General features: G+C 44.6%; 13 protein-coding genes, 2 tRNA genes and 2 rRNA genes. 16 read left to right on the forward strand and 1 reads right to left on the reverse strand.

Annotated elements, in window-relative coordinates:
- The first annotated feature begins 107 nt into the window (after positions 1 to 107).
- From Q0A08_RS18040 to Q0A08_RS18085, 10 genes are all read left to right on the forward strand, one after another.
- Positions 108 to 1565 (forward strand): leucyl aminopeptidase, encoded by a 1458-nt coding sequence (locus tag Q0A08_RS18040; protein WP_438462860.1) that lies wholly within the window; start codon positions 108 to 110, stop codon positions 1563 to 1565.
- 270 nt (positions 1566 to 1835) lie between these two features.
- Positions 1836 to 2234 (forward strand): hypothetical protein, encoded by a 399-nt coding sequence (locus Q0A08_RS18045; RefSeq protein WP_438462861.1) that lies wholly within the window; start codon positions 1836 to 1838, stop codon positions 2232 to 2234.
- Positions 2235 to 2378: 144 nt separating this feature from the next.
- Positions 2379 to 5162 (forward strand): valine--tRNA ligase, encoded by a 2784-nt coding sequence (locus tag Q0A08_RS18050; protein ID WP_438462863.1) that lies wholly within the window; start codon positions 2379 to 2381, stop codon positions 5160 to 5162.
- A gap of 146 nt (positions 5163 to 5308) precedes the next feature.
- Positions 5309 to 6202, forward strand: a complete 894-nt coding sequence (locus Q0A08_RS18055) for a helix-turn-helix domain-containing protein (RefSeq protein ID WP_438462864.1) — start codon at positions 5309 to 5311, stop codon at positions 6200 to 6202.
- Between the two features lie 106 nt (positions 6203 to 6308).
- Positions 6309 to 8441: a TonB-dependent siderophore receptor gene (locus Q0A08_RS18060; RefSeq protein ID WP_438462865.1), complete on the forward strand. Its 2133-nt coding sequence runs from the start codon at positions 6309 to 6311 to the stop codon at positions 8439 to 8441.
- Positions 8442 to 8479: 38 nt separating this feature from the next.
- Positions 8480 to 9223 carry a siderophore ferric iron reductase gene (locus Q0A08_RS18065; protein WP_438462866.1) on the forward strand — a complete coding sequence of 248 codons (744 nt, stop codon included), beginning with the start codon at positions 8480 to 8482 and terminating at the stop codon, positions 9221 to 9223.
- Complete coding sequence (locus Q0A08_RS18070; protein WP_438462867.1) at positions 9211 to 9978, forward strand: ABC transporter ATP-binding protein; 768 nt, start codon at positions 9211 to 9213, stop codon at positions 9976 to 9978. The genes Q0A08_RS18065 and Q0A08_RS18070 overlap by 13 nt, the downstream gene beginning before the upstream one ends.
- Entirely contained in the window at positions 9972 to 10907 is a 936-nt protein-coding gene (locus tag Q0A08_RS18075; protein ID WP_438462868.1) for an iron-siderophore ABC transporter substrate-binding protein, read from the forward strand. The genes Q0A08_RS18070 and Q0A08_RS18075 overlap by 7 nt, the downstream gene beginning before the upstream one ends.
- Complete coding sequence (gene fhuB, locus Q0A08_RS18080; protein WP_438462869.1) at positions 10904 to 12865, forward strand: Fe(3+)-hydroxamate ABC transporter permease FhuB; 1962 nt, start codon at positions 10904 to 10906, stop codon at positions 12863 to 12865. Before Q0A08_RS18075 ends, fhuB begins: the two co-directional genes overlap by 4 nt.
- A 77-nt stretch (positions 12866 to 12942) precedes the next feature.
- The gene (locus tag Q0A08_RS18085) at positions 12943 to 13182 is read left to right on the forward strand and encodes a cold-shock protein (RefSeq protein WP_438462870.1); all 240 of its coding nucleotides are present in this window, start codon (positions 12943 to 12945) and stop codon (positions 13180 to 13182) included.
- Positions 13183 to 13237: 55 nt separating this feature from the next.
- Here the strand turns inward: Q0A08_RS18085 and Q0A08_RS18090 are convergent, their stop codons facing one another.
- Positions 13238 to 13666, reverse strand: coding sequence for a CBS domain-containing protein (locus tag Q0A08_RS18090; protein WP_438462871.1), 429 nt, complete (start codon positions 13664 to 13666; stop codon positions 13238 to 13240).
- 92 nt (positions 13667 to 13758) lie between these two features.
- Here Q0A08_RS18090 and tadA point away from each other — a divergent pair, with 92 nt between their 5' ends.
- The 6 genes from tadA (at position 13759) to Q0A08_RS18120 (ending at position 23787) form a co-directional block, all read left to right on the forward strand.
- Positions 13759 to 14268 (forward strand): tRNA adenosine(34) deaminase TadA, encoded by a 510-nt coding sequence (gene tadA / locus Q0A08_RS18095; RefSeq protein ID WP_438462872.1) that lies wholly within the window; start codon positions 13759 to 13761, stop codon positions 14266 to 14268.
- 97 nt (positions 14269 to 14365) lie between these two features.
- Positions 14366 to 18259, forward strand: a complete 3894-nt coding sequence (purL, locus tag Q0A08_RS18100; RefSeq protein WP_438462873.1) for a phosphoribosylformylglycinamidine synthase — start codon at positions 14366 to 14368, stop codon at positions 18257 to 18259.
- A 532-nt stretch (positions 18260 to 18791) separates the two neighbouring features.
- A 16S ribosomal RNA gene (locus Q0A08_RS18105) occupies positions 18792 to 20330 on the forward strand.
- A 74-nt stretch (positions 20331 to 20404) separates the two neighbouring features.
- Positions 20405 to 20481: transfer RNA gene (locus Q0A08_RS18110), tRNA-Ile, on the forward strand.
- 44 nt (positions 20482 to 20525) lie between these two features.
- Positions 20526 to 20601 (forward strand) — tRNA-Ala (locus tag Q0A08_RS18115).
- 297 nt (positions 20602 to 20898) lie between these two features.
- Positions 20899 to 23787: ribosomal RNA gene (locus tag Q0A08_RS18120) — 23S ribosomal RNA — on the forward strand.
- Together the 16S and 23S rRNA genes with 2 tRNA genes alongside form the textbook arrangement of a ribosomal RNA operon.
- Positions 23788 to 23873 lie beyond the last annotated feature (86 nt).

Consider the following 23873-nt stretch of genomic DNA (forward strand, 5'->3'; position numbering starts at 1 on the left):
TATTTTGTATAGTGCTTGGGGTTGATTGTTGAAGCTTTGTACCCATTATCCCTTGGTAATAAGGGCTTTATCCAGTTTTTTTATAATAATTTTTAAAGGAAACACTCATGAATACAGCGTTATTCGATCGCCTATCTGCGGTCCAAGCTGATTTGGTCGTTACCCTAGTACCAACTGAAGCAGCGTTACCCCAATCAACCAGTTGGGTCGATGAAAATACAGCTGGACTTATTTCGCAACTACGCGAGTCAAAAGTGTTTTCTGGTAAGTTAGCTGAAACCCTTTTGCTACCCGTTGCTAGTCAAGACTATGCACAAGCGGTTTTGCTTGTTGGTATTGGTAAAGACGAAACCCTATCGGATGCTAGCGCTCGTAAAGTGATGGCCGCTGTTGCTGCAAAAGCAAAAAGCTTGCCATACGCAAGTATTGCGTTTGCGGGTGCTGAACTGGCAATTGCAGGGCATTCTCAAGCTCAGGCACTTAGCCTTACATCACAATGGCTACATGAAGGTTTTTATCAATTTACTGGTTTTAAGCAAGACGATCAGGCGTTAACAATTGAAAGCATCTTGTTTGAAGGCACAGACCAAGGTGCCCTGGATGTTGGTGTTGCAACGGCTGCTGGTTCTGCTGTGGCTCGTCGCCTAGGTGATTTGCCAGGTAACGTTTGTACGCCAAGTTATCTAGCCTCTAAAGCGCAAACGCTAGGTGAAGATTACGGTATCGATGTAGAGCTAGTTGACGAAAGTCGCATGTCTGAGTTGGGTATGGATTGCCTATTGTCTGTTGGTCGCGGTAGTGATCAACCAAGTTATTTAATTGTCATGTCTTATAAGGGCGGTGATGAAGGTGATGCACCTTATGTCATGCTGGGTAAAGGTATTACTTTTGATACAGGTGGTATTTCGCTAAAGCCAGGCCCAGGCATGGATGAAATGAAATATGATATGTGTGGTGCTGCCAGTGTATTCGGTACTATGAAAGCCATTTGTGAGCTTAAGCCTAAGGTAAACTTTACCGCTGTGGTTGCTGCTGCTGAGAATATGCCAAATGGCAATGCCTCAAAACCGGGTGATATCGTTAAAACTATGTCGGGTCAGACCGTTGAGATTCTGAATACGGATGCCGAAGGGCGTTTGGTTTTATGTGATGCCCTGACGTATATCGAGCGTTTTGAACCTAAATCCGTTATTGATGTTGCGACGCTAACAGGTGCTTGTGTCGTTGCTTTAGGTGGCGTGAACTCTGCTATGTATACTAACAATGAAGCCTTGCATGACGATCTTCGTGGTGCGAGTAAAGTGTCTGCAGATAAAGTATGGCCAATGCCACTTGATGATGAATATCAGCAGCAGCTAGACAGTAACTTTGCCGATATTGCTAACATCGGTGGTAAAGAAGCGGGTTCTGTTACAGCGGCATGTTTCTTGTCTCGTTTTACTAAGTCGTACCCTTGGGCACATTTGGACATTGCAGGAACGGCATGGACAGGTGGTGCTAAGAAAGGCGCAAGTGGACGTCCAGTTGCCTTGCTAACTCAGTACTTGTTGTCTAAGGCAAACTAGTCACTGTTATTGTTAATCTAATATGGATTAGTGGCAAGCGTATTATAAAAAGGTCGCATTGATTGCGGCCTTTTTGCTTTTTAGGTACTTATAGAATCTGAACCTTTGTTATTTTTAACAAATATCGCATTTTCATTTTCTTGACCTAGACATTTACTTGCTCCAATGAGAAAGTGTTAGTTCACTGTTGATAAATGCATCAAGTTTGAGCGAAACGCAGCTTGCTTGTTTATTAACATGTATTTTTTGTTAGCGTTTTTGGGTGCTTTTATGTCTAACCACACAAGAGAAGAAGAATTTATTCCTGAGCCGGATGAGAGTGTTCTCATGTCAGCACTTAGGAATCAAGACGATATTCCTATCTTGATGGACGTGGTTGGTGAAGGGTTAGCACCAAAAGTTAGCCAAGAAGGACACCTGTCCCAAGTTTTAGCGCAAGGTTCTGATGCCGAGCTAGACGATCCCCAAGAGAAGGAGGAACTCATTGCAGCATCTTCAACTGCAGCAGAGAGTGTCATAGAGCCTCAATCTCCCTCTGATGAACCACTAGAAATAGATCCAGCAAAGTTGCAGCAGGCCATTGAAAAAGCCTTTGCTAAATTACTGCCTAGCTTGATTGAAGAAGTGGTTAATGAATTAGAGCTTTCAACGACTCCTAAGAAACAATAAGTCCGAATAAATCCGTTAATTTATTAGCAACATTGAACATCGATTAGTCGTGGATATTCTTTATCAACGTCTGTCGCGTTATACTAGTCGGCAATTAAGTTTCATATCAAATTCACGCAATTTAAAAAAGTTTAAGACATCACAATGGAAAAGACCTACCAACCGCAAAGCATTGAACAGCCAATTTACCAGCGCTGGGAAGAAAATGGCTATTTCACACCTCAGGGCGAGGGTGATCCTTTCTCTATTATGATTCCGCCACCGAATGTGACGGGTACCTTGCACATGGGGCATGCATTCCAGCATACCTTAATGGATGCCATGATTCGTCGTGAAAGAATGCAAGGTAAGCGTACCTTGTGGCAGCCAGGCACTGACCATGCGGGCATCGCAACACAAATGGTTGTTGAAAGACAATTGGCTGCTAATAATGTTACACGTCATGATCTAGGGCGTGAGAAATTCCTTGAAAAAGTATGGGATTGGAAAGCGCAGTCAGGTGGAACCATCTCTGATCAAATGCGGGTCATGGGTGACTCTGTTGCATGGGATAAAGAGCGCTTTACTATGGACCCAGGCATGTCTGCTGCCGTACAAGAAGTATTTGTACGCTTGTTTGATGAAGGCATTATTTACCGCGGTCAGCGTTTGGTTAACTGGGATCCAGTATTGCACACGGCGATTTCTGATCTGGAAGTTATTTCTGAAGAAGAAAATGGCTTCATGTGGTATTTCCGCTACCCACTGGCTGATGGTGCTAAAACGGCTGATGGTAAAGATTACATCGTTGTGGCAACAACACGTCCAGAAACCATGATAGGTGATGAAGCGGTTGCTGTTGACCCTGAAGATGAGCGTTACATTGATTTAGTTGGCAAAGAAATTATGTTGCCATTGGTTGATCGTCGTATCCCTATTATTGCTGACTCTTATGTTGATAAAGACTTTGGTACAGGTTGCGTGAAGATTACGCCTGCCCATGACTTTAACGACAATGAAGTCGGTAAGCGTCATGACCTGCCTTTAACTAATGTCTTTACTGATGACGCTGCGCTTAATGATATTGCACCTGAGAAATATCGTGGCATGGATAGATTCGAAGCCCGTAAGGTGATTGTTGCAGATTTCGATGCTTTAGGTCTGTTAGAAAAAGTGGATGATCACAAACTAAAAGTGCCTCGTGGTGAGCGTGGTAATGCGGTTATTGAGCCTTACCTAACTAATCAGTGGTATGTTGCGGTTGAGACGCTAGCTAAGCCAGCAATTGAAGCGGTTGAAAACGGTGACATTCAATTTGTTCCTAAGCAATGGGAAAACACCTATTTTTCTTGGATGCGTGACCTACAAGATTGGTGTATTTCTCGTCAACTTTGGTGGGGCCACCAGATTCCTGCTTGGTATGATGCCGAAGGCAAAGTATATGTTGCCAACACGGAAGAAGAAGTACGTGCTAAATATGACTTGGCGGCTGATGTTACTTTGAATCGTGATAACGATGTACTAGATACTTGGTTCTCTTCCGCGCTTTGGACTTTTGCTACCCAAGGTTGGCCCGAAGAAACGGAAGACTTTAAAGCTTTTAGTGAATCAGATGTTTTGGTAACTGGCTTCGATATTATTTTCTTCTGGGTTGCCAGAATGATAATGATGACCTTGAAGTTTACTAACAAAGTACCTTTTAAAACGGTTTATATTACGGGTCTTATTCGTGATGAGCGCGGTGATAAGATGTCTAAGTCCAAGGGTAATGTTATTGACCCATTGGATTTGATTGGTGGTATTGATCTTGAAAGTCTAGTGAGCAAGCGTACCTCAGGTATGATGCAACCACGACTAGCCGCTAAGGTTGAAAAAGCCACTCGTGAAACTTACCCAGAGGGTATTCAAGCTTATGGTACGGATGCTTTGCGCTTTACCTTGTGCTCGCTTGCGTCTGGTGGTCGTGACATCAAGTTCGACCTGAACCGTTTGGAAGGTTACCGTAATTTCTGTAATAAGATTTGGAACGCAACACGTTATGTTCTGATGAATACAGAAGAACATGATTGTGGCCAGAATGGTGGTGATGCAGAACTGTCTTTAGCGGATAAATGGATTATTTCTCGTTTACAAAAAGCTGAAGTCGCTGTTAACCAAGCCTTTGATACCCATAGATATGACCTTGCTTCACAGGCGCTTTATGAGTTCATGTGGCATGAATACTGTGATTGGTACCTAGAGCTTTCTAAGCCTGTACTTTGGGATGAGAATGCAACACCAGCACAGCTTCTAGGAACACGTCGTACCTTGGTTCGAGTGCTTGAGTCATTCTTACGTTTAGCACACCCTATGATGCCTTTCTTGACCGAAGAAATTTGGCAGAAGATTGCGCCTATGGCGGGTGTTGAAGGTGATACCGTCATGATGGCAGCTTACCCACAAGCGGAAGCGGCTAAGCAAGACGAATCTGCAGAAGCGGATGTTGAGTGGATCAAAAATGTCATCGTTGGTATTCGTAACATTCGCGGCGAAATGGATATAGCACCATCGAAAGCCCTGAATGTACTTATGCGTAATGGTAGTGAGCAAGATAAATCGCGCTTACAAAGCAATATGAACTTCTTGCAAAAATTAGCCAAACTTGAAAGCGTTACTTGGCTAAATGAGGGTGATGAAGTGCCTATGTCTGCAACAGCACTTGTTGGTGATATGGAAGTACTTGTACCTATGGCCGGTTTGATCGACAAAGATGCTGAGCTTGCTCGCTTGCAAAAAGAAATTGATAAAGCCAGCAAAGATCTACAACGCATCCAAGGTAAACTTGGCAATGAAAGCTTTGTTGCAAAAGCACCTGCTGCAGTAGTTGAAAAAGAGCAAGCCAAACTGGCTGATTTGACTCTGACGGTTGCTAAGCTAAATGAACAAAAGGCGAGTATCGAATCTCTATAAGAGGTTAGTTTATCGTCTGAGTTGATTGAAAGCCCCTTACTCTTTAAAAAGGAGTAAGGGGCTTTTTTGTGTAATAAGCTTCAGTTTTGACAAATTTTTATAAATAAATGATAATCGTTCTCAATTGAGGGTTATTATTTAGTATCATGACTTATTCTACAGTTCCAACAGTACATAACAGATTGACACGTATTGAAGCGGTTTTGGATTATATCCATTGTCACCTAGATGAATCCTTGAGTGTGGTGAATTTAGCTGAGAAGAGTTGTTGGTCTCGCTGGCAGTTGCAGCGGATCTTCGGTGAAGAAACCGGCCTCACTGTCGCACAATATGTTCGTGAGCTTAGATTAAGTCAGGCTGCAGAGAAGCTTCTTTCAACTAATCAAAGGCACCTTGATATTGCCTTAGAATGCGGTTTTGATTCTGAAATAAGCTTTAGTCGAGCCTTCAAACAAATGTTCGCTTGTTCCCCAAGAGAATACCGACAACGGGGTAAGCGCCAAGGGTTACGTACGCCGCTTCAATATCGAGAACATGCTTATACTCTGCCCCAAGATGCTAAAAGCTTTATGCAAATTCGCATTGAAAGCAAAGAGGCGTTTGCCTTGTCTGGGGTATTTGATTGGATTAATGGTCCTTTCTCAGCGACACCCAATTTTCTAGAACGAGTCCCTAACCTCTGGAGAACACTTGAATTACCCTCTGAGTGTGATGCGTCTAAAACTAACCCAATTGGTGTGATCAATACCCATGACCATGCTCAAAATCCAGGGCAATTACAATACTGGGCAGGTTATCAAGGCCTTAATCTTGGTGATCATGCTTCTATACAGGTACCAGCGCAGGAGTATGCTGTTATCCCTGTGCAAGGTAAGGTGACTTCTTTGGAATCAGCCGTTTCTTGGTTTATCCGCCACTGGTTACCTGAATCTAATTATAACGGTGTCACAGGTTATGAATTAGAAATGTACTCACCCCAATATGACCCTTACTCTCCTTCAAGCTATATGGAATTTTGGCTTCCTATTACGCCACGATAATATTTATATAGTGAATAAAGATGCACCAAAAAGTTAAGTTTCTAAAAGCTCAAATTAATAAAATGAGAATCATTATCAATGTTTTCTTTTATTCTTTGGAGCTTTAATGAAAACCTCTGCGCGTTTCACCCCCACATTAATCGCTTTTTCTGTGGCCTTAGCATCCACTCAGTTATCTGCAAATGATGTGCAAGCAGATGAATCAGATATCTATGTCATGTCCCCTTTAGTGATTAAAGGGCAGGCCTATCGAAATACAGCGACTAAAACTCAGCTTGAATTCGCTGAAACGCCACAGGCAATTTCTCATATCACAGAAGAAGAACTCGATGTACGTGGTACAGAAAGCGTGGCGGAAGCCGTGCGCTATGTGTCAGGGATTAATACTGAGCTTCGTGGTGGTGCGGTAACTCGTTTGGATCTTTTTAATATACGTGGTTTCACCAACTACCAAAATTATTACGACGGCTTGCAGTTATTGTTCAATGATTGGAACTTGCAACCACAAATCGACGCGATTGCGATTGATCAGGTGGAAGTTTTTAAAGGGCCAACGTCGACCTTATATGGCGCTATGCCGCCTGGCGGTATGGTGAATGTTATTGGTAAAGCACCGCAAGCAGAGAGCGCCCATAGTGTTGAAGTGTCTGTTGGAAGTGATAGTAAAAAAGAAGTTGAATTCGAAAGCCGCGGGGCCTTGAGTGATTCTCTTAATTATAGCCTTGTTGGGCTAGTTAGAAGTAAAGATGGTCAAGCGGTTACCTCAGAAGAAGAGCGTATTGTTATCGCACCATTTTTAGATTGGAAGGTTAGTGAAGACACACTTATTAACTTTAATATGTACTATCAGAAAGACCCAAGTATGGGCGTTTATAGTTCCTTGCCTTCTAAGGGGACTGTCTATAGCAACATTAATGGCCCACTAGATTCGGACGCTTATGCTGGTGACGCTAATTGGGAAGCTTTTGAAAAAGAAGTGCTATTACTCGGTTATAAGTTTGATCATAGGTTTAACGATACTTGGAGTTTCTTGCAGAATGTGCGTTTGATGGACGCTTCGGCTTATCAAGAAAATACCTATTCAACAAGCCTAAATGCTGATGAAAGAACGTTGAATCGTCGTGCTTATTTAACGGATGAAGATAGCAAGGGCATTACTTTAGATAACCAATTCTCAGGTGCCTTTGATATCGGAGAGGTGGAGCACAATGTGTTGGTTGGTGTTGATTACTTTAAATTGGAATCAGACATCAAGTATGAAGATGCCGTAGCACCCAGCATTGATTTATATAACCCAAATCACTACCAGATTTCTGCTGGCAGTTTGAATTTTGCAGCCTCTGGTTATACCAGTGACTTTGATATTGAAAAAGAGCAAACAGGTGTTTATCTGCAAGATCAGATGCGTATAGACCAATGGGTTATGATTGCCGGTGCCCGTTATGATGATTACCACTCGCAAGAGCAGGGAATTAAATATGGCGCCAATACTAATACCAAAGTTGATCAAGAGCAGCTAACAGGCCGAGTAGGCGCCCTCTATGAAATGGAAAATGGCTTTTCGCCTTTTGTTAGCTATGCGCAAAGCTTTGAGCCAGTTTCAGGTAGCGACAAAAATGGTAAAGCCTATGATACCTCAACCGCTAATCAGTTAGAGCTTGGAGTTAAGTATGAAGGTAATGGTACTCAAGCAAGCCTAACGACTTATCAAATTTTAAAAGAAAACGTACTAACGCGAGATCCAGCGGGTACGGCTTATGACAAGATTCAGGTTGGTGAGGTTCGATCTCGTGGTGTTGAGTTAGATCTGCATAAAACCTTGTCTGAACAAATGGATGTGCGTGTTGCTGTTACTGTCCAAGATGTGGAAGTGACGAAAGATAACAGTGGTATCCAAGGTAATACACCAATTTGGGTGCCTGAACAACAAGTGTCTACTTGGCTGAACTATCAGCTAACCCAAGGTGCAATGCAAGGTACGCAAATGGGTGCTGGTGTTCGTTATATCGGCAAAATGCAACTTGATGCAGCCAACTCAAATACAGTACCTAGTGCTACTTTAGTCGATCTATCTATGGCCTATGATTTAGAAAATACCTCGGCTTCTTTAGCGGGTGCTAGTGTGCGTCTTTCTGTCTCAAATGCACTTAATGAAACTTACTATAGCTGTTATGACGCGAGTAATTGCTGGTTTGGTGATGAAAGAGCGTTTGAGCTAAGTGGGCGTTATGAGTTCTAGGAGTTTGTTCTCTGAAGTGCAAACTTTGAGAGGTTTGCATGGCTAGATTAGTGGAGCGTTTGTTTCTAAGTGCCAGTCAATGTATCCCCGCATTGGCTGGTAAAGAAACAAGAGTAAACACTCAAGCACAAGGAGAAGCTAATGCCGATAAGGCATTGGCTTTGACTTTATCTGCACAGAACTTAGTTGCACTGCATGCTGAGTTGGCTCGTCGCTTTCCTGAGGCGGGTTCATCATATTGGCGCATCAGATGTTGGGGGTTGGTCCATTGGCAGCCTATTTTTTTAGCCCTTATATGTGTGTATCAACTTAAACGTGTGCCAACCAGCCTGGGTCGGCTACAACAAGCCCAAACTCAAGATTATGTTGCAGGGTATGAATTAGAAGATGGTGAGTGGCAAGCAGGAAATCAGCGGCAGTTAATTTATTTTGCTGGGTTGCAATTGAATCAAATTCTTTTGTCATTAACCGATGTGTTTGTAGGTTTATTTGGTGGAAAGCCTGTGATGTATCAAGCCTTACTGGCGGATCAATTTATTGAATCTCTGGTGCAGGCGACTCATTTCTCTTTGCTTACCTCTCAACAAATTGTTGACGATCTACCTTTGTGGGCAAAAGCACTAAACCTACCGTTAGTGGCGATGCGCGGATTTAAGTGTGAGCAAGGTGAAGTACGCTTTATTCGTCATACCTGCTGTTTACATTACCAAAGAGAGGATGGCGGATTATGTGTTGCTTGTCCTCGTCATAAATCAAAAAAGAAGAGCTCATGTTCGAATTAAATAATATTAAAGTTGAACGGGCATCACGTACCATTCTTTCAATTCCTCATCTGAGTTTACCTAGTGACCAAGTGTGTGTCGTACTGGGCCACAATGGATCAGGTAAAACGACTTTGATTCAAAGTTTAGCAAATCAATTAGTACCAGATCAGGGTGAGGTGCTACTCAATAAGCAAAATATACACACTTTATCTCAGCGGCAATTAGCACAAAAAATAGGTTATTTGCCGCAGGGCTTGCCCAGTGCAGCAGGCTTAAGTGTGAGAGAGCTAATTTGTATGGGGCGTTACCCATGGCATGGGGCGTTTGGTCGCTTTACGAAGCAGGATAACGACATAGTCGACAAGGCGATTGAGCAGGTAGGAATCGCCCATTATGCTGATCAGTTTATTGATGATTTATCCGGTGGTGAGCGTCAGCGAGCTTGGGTTGCTATGCTGCTTACTCAGCAATCTCCCGTCCTTTTATTAGATGAGCCAACGTCAGCGCTGGATATCTCTCATCAATATGAATTAATGCGTTTGTTGCAGCAATTAAACCGTGAAACAGGCCAAGGCATGATTATTGTTTTACATGATATCAACTTGGCATCTCGTTTTGCGGATCACATATTGGCCATGCGACAAGGGCAATGTTTCTTTCAGGGCACTCCCGCCCAATTTATGCAATCAGAGCGTTTAGAGGCCATGTACGGCGTACCTATGTCTTTGATTGATCACCCTTCAAACGATAGTAAAGTGGCTCTTATATGTTAATGATTAATTTAGTGTCTGGCTGGCTCAAGGTGGGCCTTAGTTGTCTTGCTCTAGTGTTTTCTTTTGCAGGGTTGGCAGAGGTTAGAATCCAAGATAGTCAGGGCGAAAAGGTATTTGCTCAAACACCTGTGCGTATTGCTGCACTGAGTTGGGAGCTGGTTGAAGATGTGATTGAGTTAGGCCTTGAGCCTGTGGCGATTCCAGAGCGAGAAGCTTACCAAGAATGGGTGGCGCAGCCTGTATTACCTGCATCAAGTGTGGATATAGGAGGGCGAGCAGAGCCTAATCTTGAAAAAATCGCTCAGCTTAAACCTGATGTTATTCTGATTGGGGCAGCACTTAAGGATATTCAAGCTAAATTAGAGAGAATCGCCCCAGTTGTCTTTTTTGATACTTATCAGCGCGATCACAATAATCAGGAAAAAGCAGATCAAGTATTCCTAACCTTGGCAAAACTCTTGGATAAGGAGGGCCATGCCCAAGCGAAACTAGCCACTAGGCATGAGGTATTTGAGCAGCTAAAAAGTCAACTTAATGCCGCTTTCCCAGCAGGCTTGCCTAAGGTAACCAGTTTGCGTTTTGCCAGCACCACCTCTGCTTATGTCTATGGTGATAATGCCATGCCGCAATATGCCCTTGAGCGTTTAGGTTTGCAAACGGCTATGCCTTTAGCAAGTACACAATGGGGGGTGACTCAAAAACGCCTTAAATCTCTTCGAGGTATTAAGGAAGGTGTTGTCCTTTACTTTAAGCCATTCCACTTCGAGAAAAAGCTCGCTAAGTCGCCACTTTGGCGCAGCATGCCTTTTGTAAAGCAAGGGAACGTGGCATCGGTTGCCTCTACTTGGACTTATGGCGGCGCTATGTCTTTACAATACTTAGCTCAAGCAATGACAGACTCCTTGTTAGAGGTTTCTAAGCAGCAATGATGCGTTTTTTGCTTTTGCTTGCAAGCTTACCTTTTATCTGTGTTTTGTCTTTGCAAATCGATAGTGATCTTTCTTTATGGCAGCAATGGCTGATTCTGATTAGCCAAGACCTGGATCAAAGTTATGAGCAAATAGATTGGGCATATTCGCGTCTACCGAGACTTGTTATGGCGCTTCTAGTGGGTGCTAGCATGGGGTTAATTGGCAGCGTCATACAGCAATTGACCCGTAACCCCTTGTTATCTCCAGCCACACTTGGCTCTTCAAGTGGTGCTTGGTTGGGGTTAATTGTGCTGGCTGTGGTTTGGCCAGAAGGGCAGAGCCAATATCAAGTATTTGCCGCCATGTTAGGTGCTTGTATCGCCTTGGCGTTGGTATTGACGATTTGTGGGGTGCGAAACCTGACAGTTTTATCTGTTGTGCTATCAGGTATGGCTGTGAACTTGTTATTTGGTGCTATCGCTATCGCATTGATCTTAATGAATGATCAATATGCCAAGAACCTCTTTATTTGGGGAGCTGGGGATCTAAGTCAAAATGGTTGGGATAAGGTGCATTGGTTATGGCCACATTGCCTGCTTGGGTTAGCAATACTGGGGTTTGCAGGTAAGCCGTTAGACCTTTTAAAAATGGGTCAAAGTGCTGCCTCTGGTCGAGGCTTGAATGTTGCAGGTTTGTTTTTGGTGCTTATGCTTGTTGGGCTTTGGATGCTTTCGGCAGCGATCACCATGGTTGGTATTGTGGGATTCTTGGGTTTGGTTGCCCCTAATCTTGCTAGGCTAATAGGTGCAAGAGCCGCTGGAAAAGAACTGTATATCTCAACCTTATTGGGTGCTTTATTGCTTGTTGTTGCCGACAGTCTTGCTTTATTCCTCAATACGATTACGTTTGAAGTGGTACCGACTGGGTTAACTACCGCTTTTCTAGGAGCGCCTCTACTTATTTGGCTAATTCAAAAACGCCTTTCTCAGCAAGATAAAATCGCCTATTTAACTAATTATAACAAAGCGCCTTTCACCTCTACTAAATTGTTGGTGAGTGGTTTGGTACTGCTTGTTATTGTATTGCTGGCTTTACTCACACATATGGATGATGGATTAAATTTTCGATGGCCAGATGAGTTTGCTTGGCCGATTCGTTGGCCAAGAATATTAGCAAGCCTTTCTGCTGGTGCTGGTATGGCAGTCTCTGGCGTGATTATGCAGCGCTTAATTCACAACCCACTGGCAAGTCCTGATTTATTGGGAGTATCGGCTGGGGCGGTTTTGGCGCTTGTGGCGACCAGTGGTTTCTTAGGATGGCGTATTGGTGAACTAGGCCCTTTAGTTGCTTTTTCTGGTAGCTTTTTAATTCTACTCATTTTACTTATATTAGGTTCGCGTTTTCGTTTTGCTCCTGCCCCTATGATTTTAACTGGGGTAGCTTTGTCTGCTTTTATTGAAACGCTTGTACAGGGAGTTTTGATGAAAGGAACGGAGGAGGTTTATGACATCTTGCGTTGGCTCGCAGGCTCTACTTATCGGGTAAAACCAGATCAAGCATGGGTTTTGATGTTAGGGGTGAGTGTACTTATTCTGATTAGTTTGAGTTTACACAGATGGCTGACATTAATGTCCATGGGGCGTGAGGTTGCGGCGGCGCGTGGTGTGAATGTAAAACGTGCCTTTATATTGTTATTAATTCTGTCTGTTAGCTTGTGTTCATTAGTTACCTCTATTCTCGGTCCCATTGCTTTTGTCAGTATTGTTGCGCCTCATTTAGCGAGCTTGTTAGGTGCTCGACAAGTTTCTGTTCAAATATTGTTATCGGCGCTTTTAGGGGCTGGTTTCCTTCAACTTGCAGATTGGTTGGGTCAAATGGTAATTTATCCTAATCAACTTGCAGCTGGCACCATGGCCGCCATCATAGGTGGGGTGTTTTTTATGCTTCTGTTATTGAGAAACAGAGGTGTATCTTAAAGCGCGAGGTGACAGCTAAACTTGCTGGTTAAGTCTGGTAAGTTGAATTGATTGAGAATAATAAAAAGAGGCGATCAATGACAGAGAAGCTAAAGGGTACAGTAAAGTGGTTTAACGACTCCAAAGGCGTTGGTTTTATTCAAAGAGACAATGAAACCGATGTTTTTGTGCATTACAAATCGATAGTCAGTGAGGGGCATAAAACCCTAAAAAAAGGCCAAACAGTGTCCTTTTTTATTACTGAAAATGATTTTGGACGGCAAGCGAGTGAAGTCGCACTATACGCTAAAGAGGTTGCAACATCTTCGACTGAATGATCTTGATAATAAAAAGGCCTGACTTATGAATACGAGTCAGGCCTTTTTAGTTAGACTATTTTTCTGTTTTCTCACTCAACAGATTACGGGCTAATTTCACAAAATCTATTGGTGTTAAAATACCGACCAAAGTGCCTTGATCCACAACAGGCAGGCAGCCATATTTGTTTTCTACAAAAAACTCTGCAGCTGTATCTAAGTGAGTATCTTGCTCTATGGTTAGCATATCTGTATTCATTGCTTTGCTAACTGGGGTCTGCATTTCTTTTTTGCTCAACATACCTGTGCCGAACTGGCTCACAAGGTAAAAAGCATGTTTTAAATATTCTCGTTGAGTTAACATGCCGATGCATTTTCCTTCATCATCAATAATTGGCAAGTTTCGAATATTCTTGTCCTGCATGATTTTTTTAGCATCAGCAAGGGAGGCGGTCTCAGCCAAAGTGACTAAGTTGGTAACCATAAGATCAGAAACGGTCTGCACAGGGTGAACTCCTTCCATAAAAAATTCTGTATAAGCCTAACTTATAGTTAGTTTATACCTGTAAACAATCAAGTTTTTCGTGAGGTAAGTCAATGTTCAGTGACGAATACTGGATGGAGCGTGCTTTAGTTTTAGCTGATAAGGCTGCAACTGAGGGAGAGGTGCCTGTTGGCGCTATCTTAGTATTAGACAATGAAATTATTGGTGAAGGTTATAATTCGCCTATTTCGACTTGTGACCCTACCGCTCATGCTGAAATTCAAGCGATTCGAGATGCCTGTAAAAATGTGGCTAATTACCGTCTACCAAAGGCGACACTTTACGTTACCTTAGAGCCTTGCTCCATGTGTGCTGGTGCAATTGTGCATGCCAGAATTGCGCGTGTTGTTTATGCGGCAACTGAGCCAAAAAGTGGTGTGATTGAGTCTCAGAATCAATTTTTTGAACAAGATTTTCTTAACCATTCAGTCAAGGTTGAGGCGGGTGTTTTAGCGCCTTTAGCCTCACAAAAACTGAGCGATTTTTTTCAATATCGCCGAGATCAAAAGAAAAAGATCAGAACCGCGACTAAATTAGCCCAAGAACAAAAAAAGTCGTCATAAAACTGTTAAAAAAACACGACTTTTATAGCGTAGGTTTGCTGGCTTGATTTAGAATACGCTCCATCACTTCAAACCACAAATCGAGGCAATAAACGTCATGCTTACCTTGCTAGGTTCTTCGGCGCTATCCGCGTTTCGTAAGACAAAGTTACTGGCCAATGTTCAAAAGTCAGTACCAGCCGTAATTGATATTGATGCGCAATATTTGCATTTCGTCGAACTTCTAGATGCTCAATCACTTTCTGCTGAGCAGGAAACCGTATTGAGCAAAGCACTTACTTATGGTGCTAAGTCTGAAACAGTGAATACGTCTTCACAAAATGTGCTGGTGGTTCCACGTCTAGGCACTATTTCTCCTTGGTCATCGAAAGCAACGGATATCCTACACAATTGTGGTTTGCAAGATATCGCTCGTGTTGAACGTGGCGTAGAGTACTTTATTCATAGTGATGCGCCTTTAACTGAAGCTGAATTAGCGCTTGTTATTCCAGCGTTGTATGACCGCATGACAGAGAGTGTCTTGTCTGGTGAAGCGCAAGCTCAGCAACTTTTTGCACAAGCAACGCCTGCCCCTTTATCACAAGTTGATATCTTAGCGGGTGGTCGTGCTGCACTTGAAGACGCTAACCAATCTTTAGGTTTAGCGCTTGCCGATGATGAGATTGATTACTTGGTAACTGCCTTTGTTGAATTGGGCCGTAATCCAAATGACATTGAATTGATGATGTTTGCTCAAGCAAACTCTGAACATTGTCGTCATAAGATCTTTAATGCGTCTTGGACACTAGATGGTGAAGATCAAGAACGTTCTTTGTTCAAAATGATTAAGAATACCCATGAGCATAATCCTGACGGCACCTTATCTGCTTACGTAGATAACGCTGCAGTAATGGAAGGCCATGAAGCAGGGCGTTTTTACCCTGATTCAGCATCGAAAGAATATGGTTTTAACCAACAGCCTATTGATATCTTGATGAAGGTTGAGACCCATAACCACCCAACTGCGATTGCGCCTTTCTCGGGTGCGGCAACAGGTTCTGGTGGTGAGATTCGTGACGAAGGTGCAACCGGTGTTGGTGCTAAACCAAAAGCGGGTTTATCTGGCTACACGGTTTCTGATTTGAAAATTCCAGGTTTTGTACAACCTTGGGAAAGCCAATATGGTAAGCCAAGCCGTATTGTGACTCCGCTTGATATCATGATCGAAGGCCCAATTGGTGGCGCGGCATTTAATAACGAGTTTGGTCGTCCTAACCTATTAGGTTATTTCCGTACTTACGAGCAAAAAATCACTTCAAGCCAAGGTGAAGAGGTGCGTGGTTACCACAAGCCGATTATGTTGGCAGGTGGTTTAGGTAATATTCGCCGTGATCATGTCGAAAAAGATGAAATTCATGTGGGTGCCTCTCTAATCGTATTAGGTGGCCCTGCCATGCTGATTGGTTTAGGTGGTGGTGCGGCTTCATCTATGGCCTCTGCTGATGGTAATGAAGACCTTGATTTTGCGTCAGTACAAAGGGGCAACCCTGAAATGGAGCGTCGTTGCCAAGAAGTTATTGACCGTTGCTGGCAGCTAGGCGAAAACAACCCCATTAGCTTTATTCATGATGTGGGTGCAGGTGGTTTGTCTAACGCTTTACCTGAGCTCGTTAAAGATGGCGATCGTGGTGGTAAATTCGAACTACGTAATGTGCTAAATGACGAGCCAGGCATGTCTCCTCTAGAGATCTGGTGTAACGAATCTCAAGAGCGTTATGTGATGGCTGTTCCGCCTGAACGTGTTGCTGAGTTTACTGAAATTTGTGAACGTGAGCGCTGCCCATTTGCTGTCGTTGGTGAAGCGACTGAAGAGCTACACTTAGAAGTGGCTGATAAAATCTTTGCCAATGAGCCAGTTGATCTTCCTATGTCTGTCTTGTTTGGTAAACCACCAAAAATGCACCGTGAAGCGGTTAAAGCAGATATCCAAGGTGATGACTTTAATGGTGCTGAAATTGATCTTGCTGAAGCAACTCAAAGAGTATTGAGTCATCCGACTGTGGCAAGTAAGAATTTCTTGATCACCATTGGTGATAGAAGCATTACTGGTATGGTTGCTCGTGACCAAATGGTTGGTCCTTGGCAGGTGCCTGTTGCAGATGTTGCTGTGACGACATCATCACTTGATAGTTATACTGGCGAAGCGATGACTATGGGTGAAAGAACACCTTTAGCTTTGTTGGATGCACCAGCATCTGGACGTATGGCAGTAGGTGAGGCGTTAACTAACTTAGCCGCAGCACAAATTACTAAGCGTAATCATATTAAACTTTCTGCTAACTGGATGGCCGCTGCAGGTCATGCGGGTGAAGATGAGAAACTTTATAAAACCGTAGAAGCGGTTGGCATGGAGTTATGTCCTGCTCTGGATATTGCTATTCCAGTAGGTAAAGATTCCATGTCTATGAAGACAGTATGGAAAGAAGAAGGTGAAGAAAAAGCCGTTACTTCTCCTCTATCTTTGGTTATTACAGCCTTCGCTCCCGTTGCAGATGCTCGTAAAACATTGACGCCAGAACTACAAGATACGGACAGCAAGCTTGTATTGCTGGACTTGGGTAATAAACAGAACCGTTTAGCAGGCTCTATCTTATCTCAGGTTTATAACAAACTGGGTGAGCAAGTGCCTGATGTTGATGATGCTGCCGTATTAGCTGGTTTCTTTGATACAACACAAGCGCTAAATGCAGAAGGTAAACTACTGGCTTACCATGATAGATCTGATGGTGGTTTATTAGCGACATTGGCTGAAATGTCATTCGCAAGCCATAAGGGCTTAAATGTTGATGTCTCCCAGCTAGTTCAAAATACAGCGGGTGTGGCTGCCGCACTTTTCAATGAAGAGCTAGGTGCTGTCATTCAAATTGCAACAGCAGATCTTGCTGATGTTAAAGCAGCTTACGCGAAAGCGGGTGTTACAGCCGTTGAAGTGGCTGAGCTAAATGCCAGCGATGAAATTAAAGTTTCTTTCAATGGTGCAGAAATTGTTGCTGGTAAGCGTATTGATTGGCAACGTACTTGGTCGCAAACCAGTTATGAGATTCAAGCACTCAGAGATAATCCAAATACCTCTGCTCAAGAGTTTGATAATTTATTAGATGCGGCTGACCCAGGTTTATCTGCTTCACTTACCTTTGACCTTGAAGAAGATGTGTTAGCTGGTATTGATCTTTCAAACCGACCTAAGATTGCAGTTTTGCGTGAGCAGGGTGTGAATGGTCAGGTTGAAATGGCGGCTGCTTTCCATCAAGCAGGCTTTGCGCCTTTTGATGTGCATATGAGTGACATCTTATCGGGTCGCACTAAGCTATCTGAATTCAAAGGTTTAGTGGCTTGTGGCGGTTTCTCTTACGGTGACGTATTGGGGGCTGGTGAAGGTTGGGCGAAATCTATCCTATTTAACCCAGTAGCACGTCAAGAGTTTGAAGCTTTCTTTCGTCGTGAAGATACATTTGCGCTTGGTGTGTGTAACGGTTGCCAGATGTTATCTAACCTAAGCGAATTGATTCCTGGTACTGATCACTGGCCTAAATTTGTACGTAACGAATCTGCTCAATTTGAAGCACGTTTAGTACAGGTTGAAGTGCAAGAATCTAACTCCATCTTGTTTGCTGGAATGCAAGGCTCGACCATGCCGATTGTTGTGGCACACGGAGAAGGTCAAACCGAGTACAAGCAAGCTGAAGATCTAGATCAGCTAGTTGAAAAAGCTCAGTTAGCATTACGTTATGTAAATAACAAAGGTGAAGCAACAGAGCGTTATCCTTTCAACCCGAACGGTTCGGCTGCGGGCGTGACAGGTCTGACTTCCGAGAATGGTCGAGTGACCATTATGATGCCTCACCCAGAGCGTGTTTATCGTACCGTTCAGCATAGCTGGCACCCAAGTGAGTGGAACGAACAAGCACCTTGGTTGCGTTTGTTCCAAAACGCTCGTAAATGGGTTGGTTAGTAAGAACGAGATAAGGTGATAGGGCTGATCAAATCAGCGTGATTACCCCGTCTTTTAAAAAGGCCTTGATGCGTTAGCATCAAGGCCTTTTTCTTGCTTTGCACTTGGTGTGAAAGAAAGATCAATGAAGTTTTGAATAAGTGACTTATCAGCTTGAATTCAAAAGGATTAAATTATTTTAAATAAATTGAAAAAAGCGCTTGCCATAAAATCTGAGATGTATATTATACGCATCCACTGACACGGGGTAGCAAACAAAGCTTACACCGACAGCTTACCAAGTAAGCCACTACAAACGAAACATCGTTTAGTAAGTCAGACGCTCTTTAAAATAGTTAATCAGATAATTTGTGTGGGCACTCGCTAGAGACTTCAACAAGTTGTTCGAGTTGTTACTTTTTAAGTGATGTTCGAATGACTACAAAAAAATTGAAGTCTTACGAGAGTCGATACTAAAACGCTTTATGTTTGATTCGTTAGTTCGGATCGAGTTTTAAAGTCAGCAGTAAAGATTTGAGTGAGCAATGATTTTAAACTGAAGAGTTTGATCATGGCTCAGATTGAACGCTGGCGGTAGGCTTAACACATGCAAGTCGAGCGGAAACGATGTAGCTTGCTACAGGCGTCGAGCGGCGGACGGGTGAGTAACGCGTAGGAATCTGCCTAGTAGTGGGGGACAACCTGTGGAAACGCAGGCTAATACCGCATAATCCCTGAGGGGGAAAGGAGGGGATCTTCGGACCTTTCGCTATTAGATGAGCCTGCGTGAGATTAGCTAGTTGGTGAGGTAAAGGCTCACCAAGGCGACGATCTCTAGCTGGTCTGAGAGGATGATCAGCCACACTGGGACTGAGACACGGCCCAGACTCCTACGGGAGGCAGCAGTGGGGAATATTGGACAATGGGCGCAAGCCTGATCCAGCCATACCGCGTGTGTGAAGAAGGCCTTAGGGTTGTAAAGCACTTTCAGAAGGGAGGAAAGGTTGATGTTTAATACGCATTAGCTGTGACGTTACCTTCAGAAGAAGCACCGGCTAACTCTGTGCCAGCAGCCGCGGTAATACAGAGGGTGCAAGCGTTAATCGGAATTACTGGGCGTAAAGCGCGCGTAGGTGGTTTGTTAAGTCGGATGTGAAAGCCCAGGGCTCAACCTTGGAATTGCACCCGATACTGGCAGGCTAGAGTACGATAGAGGAGTGTGGAATTTCCTGTGTAGCGGTGAAATGCGTAGATATAGGAAGGAACATCAGTGGCGAAGGCGACACTCTGGATTGATACTGACACTGAGGTGCGAAAGCGTGGGGAGCAAACAGGATTAGATACCCTGGTAGTCCACGCCGTAAACGATGTCTACTAGCCGTTGGGTTGTAATGACTTAGTGGCGAAGCTAACGCGATAAGTAGACCGCCTGGGGAGTACGGCCGCAAGGTTAAAACTCAAATGAATTGACGGGGGCCCGCACAAGCGGTGGAGCATGTGGTTTAATTCGAAGCAACGCGAAGAACCTTACCTACTCTTGACATCCATAGAATTTAGCAGAGATGCTTTAGTGCCTTCGGGAACTATGAGACAGGTGCTGCATGGCTGTCGTCAGCTCGTGTTGTGAAATGTTGGGTTAAGTCCCGTAACGAGCGCAACCCTTGTCCTTATTTGCCAGCGAGTAATGTCGGGAACTTTAAGGAGACTGCCGGTGACAAACCGGAGGAAGGTGGGGACGACGTCAAGTCATCATGGCCCTTACGAGTAGGGCTACACACGTGCTACAATGGCGCATACAGAGGGCTGCGAACTTGCGAAAGTAAGCGAATCCCAGAAAGTGCGTCGTAGTCCGGATTGGAGTCTGCAACTCGACTCCATGAAGTCGGAATCGCTAGTAATCGTGAATCAGAATGTCACGGTGAATACGTTCCCGGGCCTTGTACACACCGCCCGTCACACCATGGGAGTTGATTGCTCCAGAAGTAGCTAGCTTAACCCTTCGGGGAGGGCGGTTACCACGGAGTGGTCAATGACTGGGGTGAAGTCGTAACAAGGTAGCCCTAGGGGAACCTGGGGCTGGATCACCTCCTTAAACGATATGAAGCTCTGGTGAGTGTTCACACAAATTATCTGGTAACTAATTTATAGAGACGCACAGAAGTGTTTGGGTCTGTAGCTCAGTTGGTTAGAGCGCACCCCTGATAAGGGTGAGGTCGGCCGTTCAAATCGGCCCAGACCCACCAATTAATTATCCCAAATTGATTGGCCAAACACTTAGGTAGTATATGGGGCTATAGCTCAGCTGGGAGAGCGCCTGCTTTGCACGCAGGAGGTCTGCGGTTCGATCCCGCATAGCTCCACCATTACTTACTTCATCTGTGACTCATTACTCAAAGCCCTAAGCAAGTTGTTGTTACTTCTTTAAGAAACAAACAATCACTGACTTAGCGCTTTGCGCTAATTGCTCTTTAACAATTTAACTTTTTGAATAGATCGAAACACAGAATCTGATTGTATTTATATGATCTTATTGTTGTGTTTCAAAGACGATAATCAAGCGTCAAACCGGTGGAAACACTCTTTAACCTAGAGTGATTTTCAAATCGTAAATCCAGCGAGACACAAAAGCTCGTTGGTATATAGACCCTTTTGGGTTATATGGTCAAGTGACCAAGCGTGCACGGTGGATGCCTTGGCAGTCAGAGGCGATGAAGGACGTGGTAATCTGCGAAAAGCTCGGGGGAGTTGATAAACAAGCGTTAATCCCGAGATGTCCGAATGGGGAAACCCACCCGCTTGCGGGTATCGTATGGTGAATACATAGCCATACGAGGCGAACCCGGGGAACTGAAACATCTAAGTACCCGGAGGAAAAGAAATCAACCGAGATTCCCTAAGTAGCGGCGAGCGAACGGGGATTAGCCCTTAAGTTAAATTGGTGTTAGTAGAAGGCTCTGGAAAGTGCCGCCGTAGAGAGTGAAAGCCTCGTATACGAAAATGCCCTTTTAATGAAATCGAGTAGGACGGGACACGTGGTATCCTGTCTGAATATGGGGGGACCATCCTCCAAGGCTAAATACTCCTGACTGACCGATAGTGAACCAGTACCGTGAGGGAAAGGCGAAAAGAACCCCTGTGAGGGGAGTGAAATAGATCCTGAAACCGTGTACGTACAAGCAGTGGGAGCGGACTTGTTCCGTGACTGCGTACCTTTTGTATAATGGGTCAACGACTTATTTTCAGTAGCAAGGTTAATCGCATAGAGGAGCCGTAGGGAAACCGAGTCTTAATAGGGCGTATAGTTGCTGGGAATAGACCCGAAACCGGGCGATCTATCCATGGGCAGGTTGAAGGTTGGGTAACACTAACTGGAGGACCGAACCCACGTATGTTGAAAAATGCGGGGATGACTTGTGGATAGGAGTGAAAGGCTAATCAAGCTCGGAGATAGCTGGTTCTCCTCGAAAGCTATTTAGGTAGCGCCTCGTATCTCACCATTGGGGGTAGAGCACTGTTTGGGCTAGGGGGTCATCCCGACTTACCAACCCCATGCAAACTCCGAATACCAATGAGTGCAATTACGGGAGACACACGGCGGGTGCTAACGTCCGTCGTGGAAAGGGAAACAACCCAGACCGTCAGCTAAGGTCCCAAAGTTACAGTTAAGTGGGAAACGATGTGGGAAGGCTTAGACAGCTAGGAGGTTGGCTTAGAAGCAGCCATCCTTTAAAGAAAGCGTAATAGCTCACTAGTCGAGTCGGCCTGCGCGGAAGATATAACGGGGCTAAACTGTACACCGAAGCTACGGATGCTTAGTTTACTAGGCATGGTAGAGGAGCGTTCTGTAAGCCGTTGAAGGTCAAGCTGTAAGGCAGGCTGGAGGTATCAGAAGTGCGAATGTTGACATGAGTAACGATAAGGGGAGTGAAAAACTCCCCCGCCGGAAGACCAAGGTTTCCTGTCCCATGTTAATCAGGGCAGGGTGAGTCGGCCCCTAAGGCGAGGCAGAAATGCGTAGTCGATGGGAAACAGGTTAATATTCCTGTACTTGCATATATTGCGATGGAGAGACGGAGAAGGCTAGGCCAGCACAGCGATGGTTGTCTGTGTTTAAGGCGGTAGGCTGGTGACTTAGGTAAATCCGGGTTGCCTTTAAGGCCGAGAACTGATGACGAGCCCTCTTTTGGGTGAAGTGGTTGATGCCATGCTTCCAGGAAAAACTTCTAAGCTTCAGATATATGGGAACCGTACCCCAAACCGACACAGGTGGTCAGGTAGAGAATACCAAGGCGCTTGAGAGAACTCTGGTGAAGGAACTAGGCAAAATGGTACCGTAACTTCGGGAGAAGGTACGCCGATTTTGGTGATGGCACTTGCTGCTTAAGCTGAGATTGGTCGAAGATACCAGGTGGCTGCGACTGTTTATTAAAAACACAGCACTCTGCAAACACGAAAGTGGACGTATAGGGTGTGACGCCTGCCCGGTGCTTGAAGGTTAATTGATGGGGTTAGCTTCGGCGAAGCTCTTGATCGAAGCCCAAGTAAACGGCGGCCGTAACTATAACGGTCCTAAGGTAGCGAAATTCCTTGTCGGGTAAGTTCCGACCTGCACGAATGGCGTAACGATGGCCACACTGTCTCCACCAGAGACTCAGTGAAATTGAAATCGCAGTGAAGATGCTGTGTATCCGCGGCTAGACGGAAAGACCCCGTGAACCTTTACTATAGCTTCACAGTGAACTTTGAACCTACTTGTGTAGGATAGGTGGGAGGCTTTGAAACCAAGACGCTAGTTTTGGTGGAGCCACTCTTGAAATACCACCCTGGTATGTTTGAGGTTCTAACTCAGGTCCCTAATCGGGATCGAGGACACTGTGTGGTGGGTAGTTTGACTGGGGCGGTCTCCTCCCAAAGAGTAACGGAGGAGCACGAAGGTGTGCTCAGCATGGTCGGAAATCATGCGAAGAGTGTAAAGGCAAAAGCGCGCTTAACTGCGAGACAGACACGTCGAGCAGGTACGAAAGTAGGTCTTAGTGATCCGGTGGTTCTGTATGGAAGGGCCATCGCTCAACGGATAAAAGGTACTCCGGGGATAACAGGCTGATACCGCCCAAGAGTTCACATCGACGGCGGTGTTTGGCACCTCGATGTCGGCTCATCACATCCTGGGGCTGAAGCCGGTCCCAAGGGTATGGCTGTTCGCCATTTAAAGTGGTACGCGAGCTGGGTTTAGAACGTCGTGAGACAGTTCGGTCCCTATCTGCCGTGGACGTTTGAGATTTGAGAGGAGCTGCTCCTAGTACGAGAGGACCGGAGTGGACGAACCTCTGGTGTTCCGGTTGTCACGCCAGTGGCATTGCCGGGTAGCTACGTTCGGACGGGATAACCGCTGAAAGCATCTAAGCGGGAAGCCTCCCTCAAGATGAGATCTCACTGGAACTTTAAGTTCCCTAAAGAGCCGTTGAAGACTACGACGTTGATAGGCAGGGTGTGTAAGTGCTGTGAGGCATTGAGCTAACCTGTACTAATTGCTCGTGAGGCTTGACCATATAACGCCAAAATGGTTTAGCGTTATATTACGATTTAAAAAGATGGTAAAACATCGCAAGCTGGTTTGAGGCTTGGTTATCGTTAA

This window comes from Marinomonas sp. PE14-40 (assembly GCF_051623805.1).
In the GTDB taxonomy this organism is placed as follows: domain Bacteria; phylum Pseudomonadota; class Gammaproteobacteria; order Pseudomonadales; family Marinomonadaceae; genus Marinomonas.

Bases quoted from the DNA above. Each gene is read 5' to 3' on its own strand.
- fhuB (WP_438462869.1), top strand. From the start codon at position 10,904: ATGATGCGTTTTTTGCTTTTGCTTGCAAGCTTACCTTTTATCTGTGTT.
- Q0A08_RS18065 (WP_438462866.1), top strand. From the start codon at position 8,480: ATGGCTAGATTAGTGGAGCGTTTGTTTCTAAGTGCCAGTCAATGTATC.
- Q0A08_RS18085 (WP_438462870.1), top strand. From the start codon at position 12,943: ATGACAGAGAAGCTAAAGGGTACAGTAAAGTGGTTTAACGACTCCAAA.
- Q0A08_RS18050 (WP_438462863.1), top strand. From the start codon at position 2,379: ATGGAAAAGACCTACCAACCGCAAAGCATTGAACAGCCAATTTACCAG.
- Q0A08_RS18070 (WP_438462867.1), top strand. From the start codon at position 9,211: ATGTTCGAATTAAATAATATTAAAGTTGAACGGGCATCACGTACCATT.
- Q0A08_RS18040 (WP_438462860.1), top strand. From the start codon at position 108: ATGAATACAGCGTTATTCGATCGCCTATCTGCGGTCCAAGCTGATTTG.
- tadA (WP_438462872.1), top strand. From the start codon at position 13,759: ATGTTCAGTGACGAATACTGGATGGAGCGTGCTTTAGTTTTAGCTGAT.
- Q0A08_RS18060 (WP_438462865.1), top strand. From the start codon at position 6,309: ATGAAAACCTCTGCGCGTTTCACCCCCACATTAATCGCTTTTTCTGTG.
- Q0A08_RS18045 (WP_438462861.1), top strand. From the start codon at position 1,836: ATGTCTAACCACACAAGAGAAGAAGAATTTATTCCTGAGCCGGATGAG.
- purL (WP_438462873.1), top strand. From the start codon at position 14,366: ATGCTTACCTTGCTAGGTTCTTCGGCGCTATCCGCGTTTCGTAAGACA.
- Q0A08_RS18055 (WP_438462864.1), top strand. From the start codon at position 5,309: ATGACTTATTCTACAGTTCCAACAGTACATAACAGATTGACACGTATT.
- Q0A08_RS18075 (WP_438462868.1), top strand. From the start codon at position 9,972: ATGTTAATGATTAATTTAGTGTCTGGCTGGCTCAAGGTGGGCCTTAGT.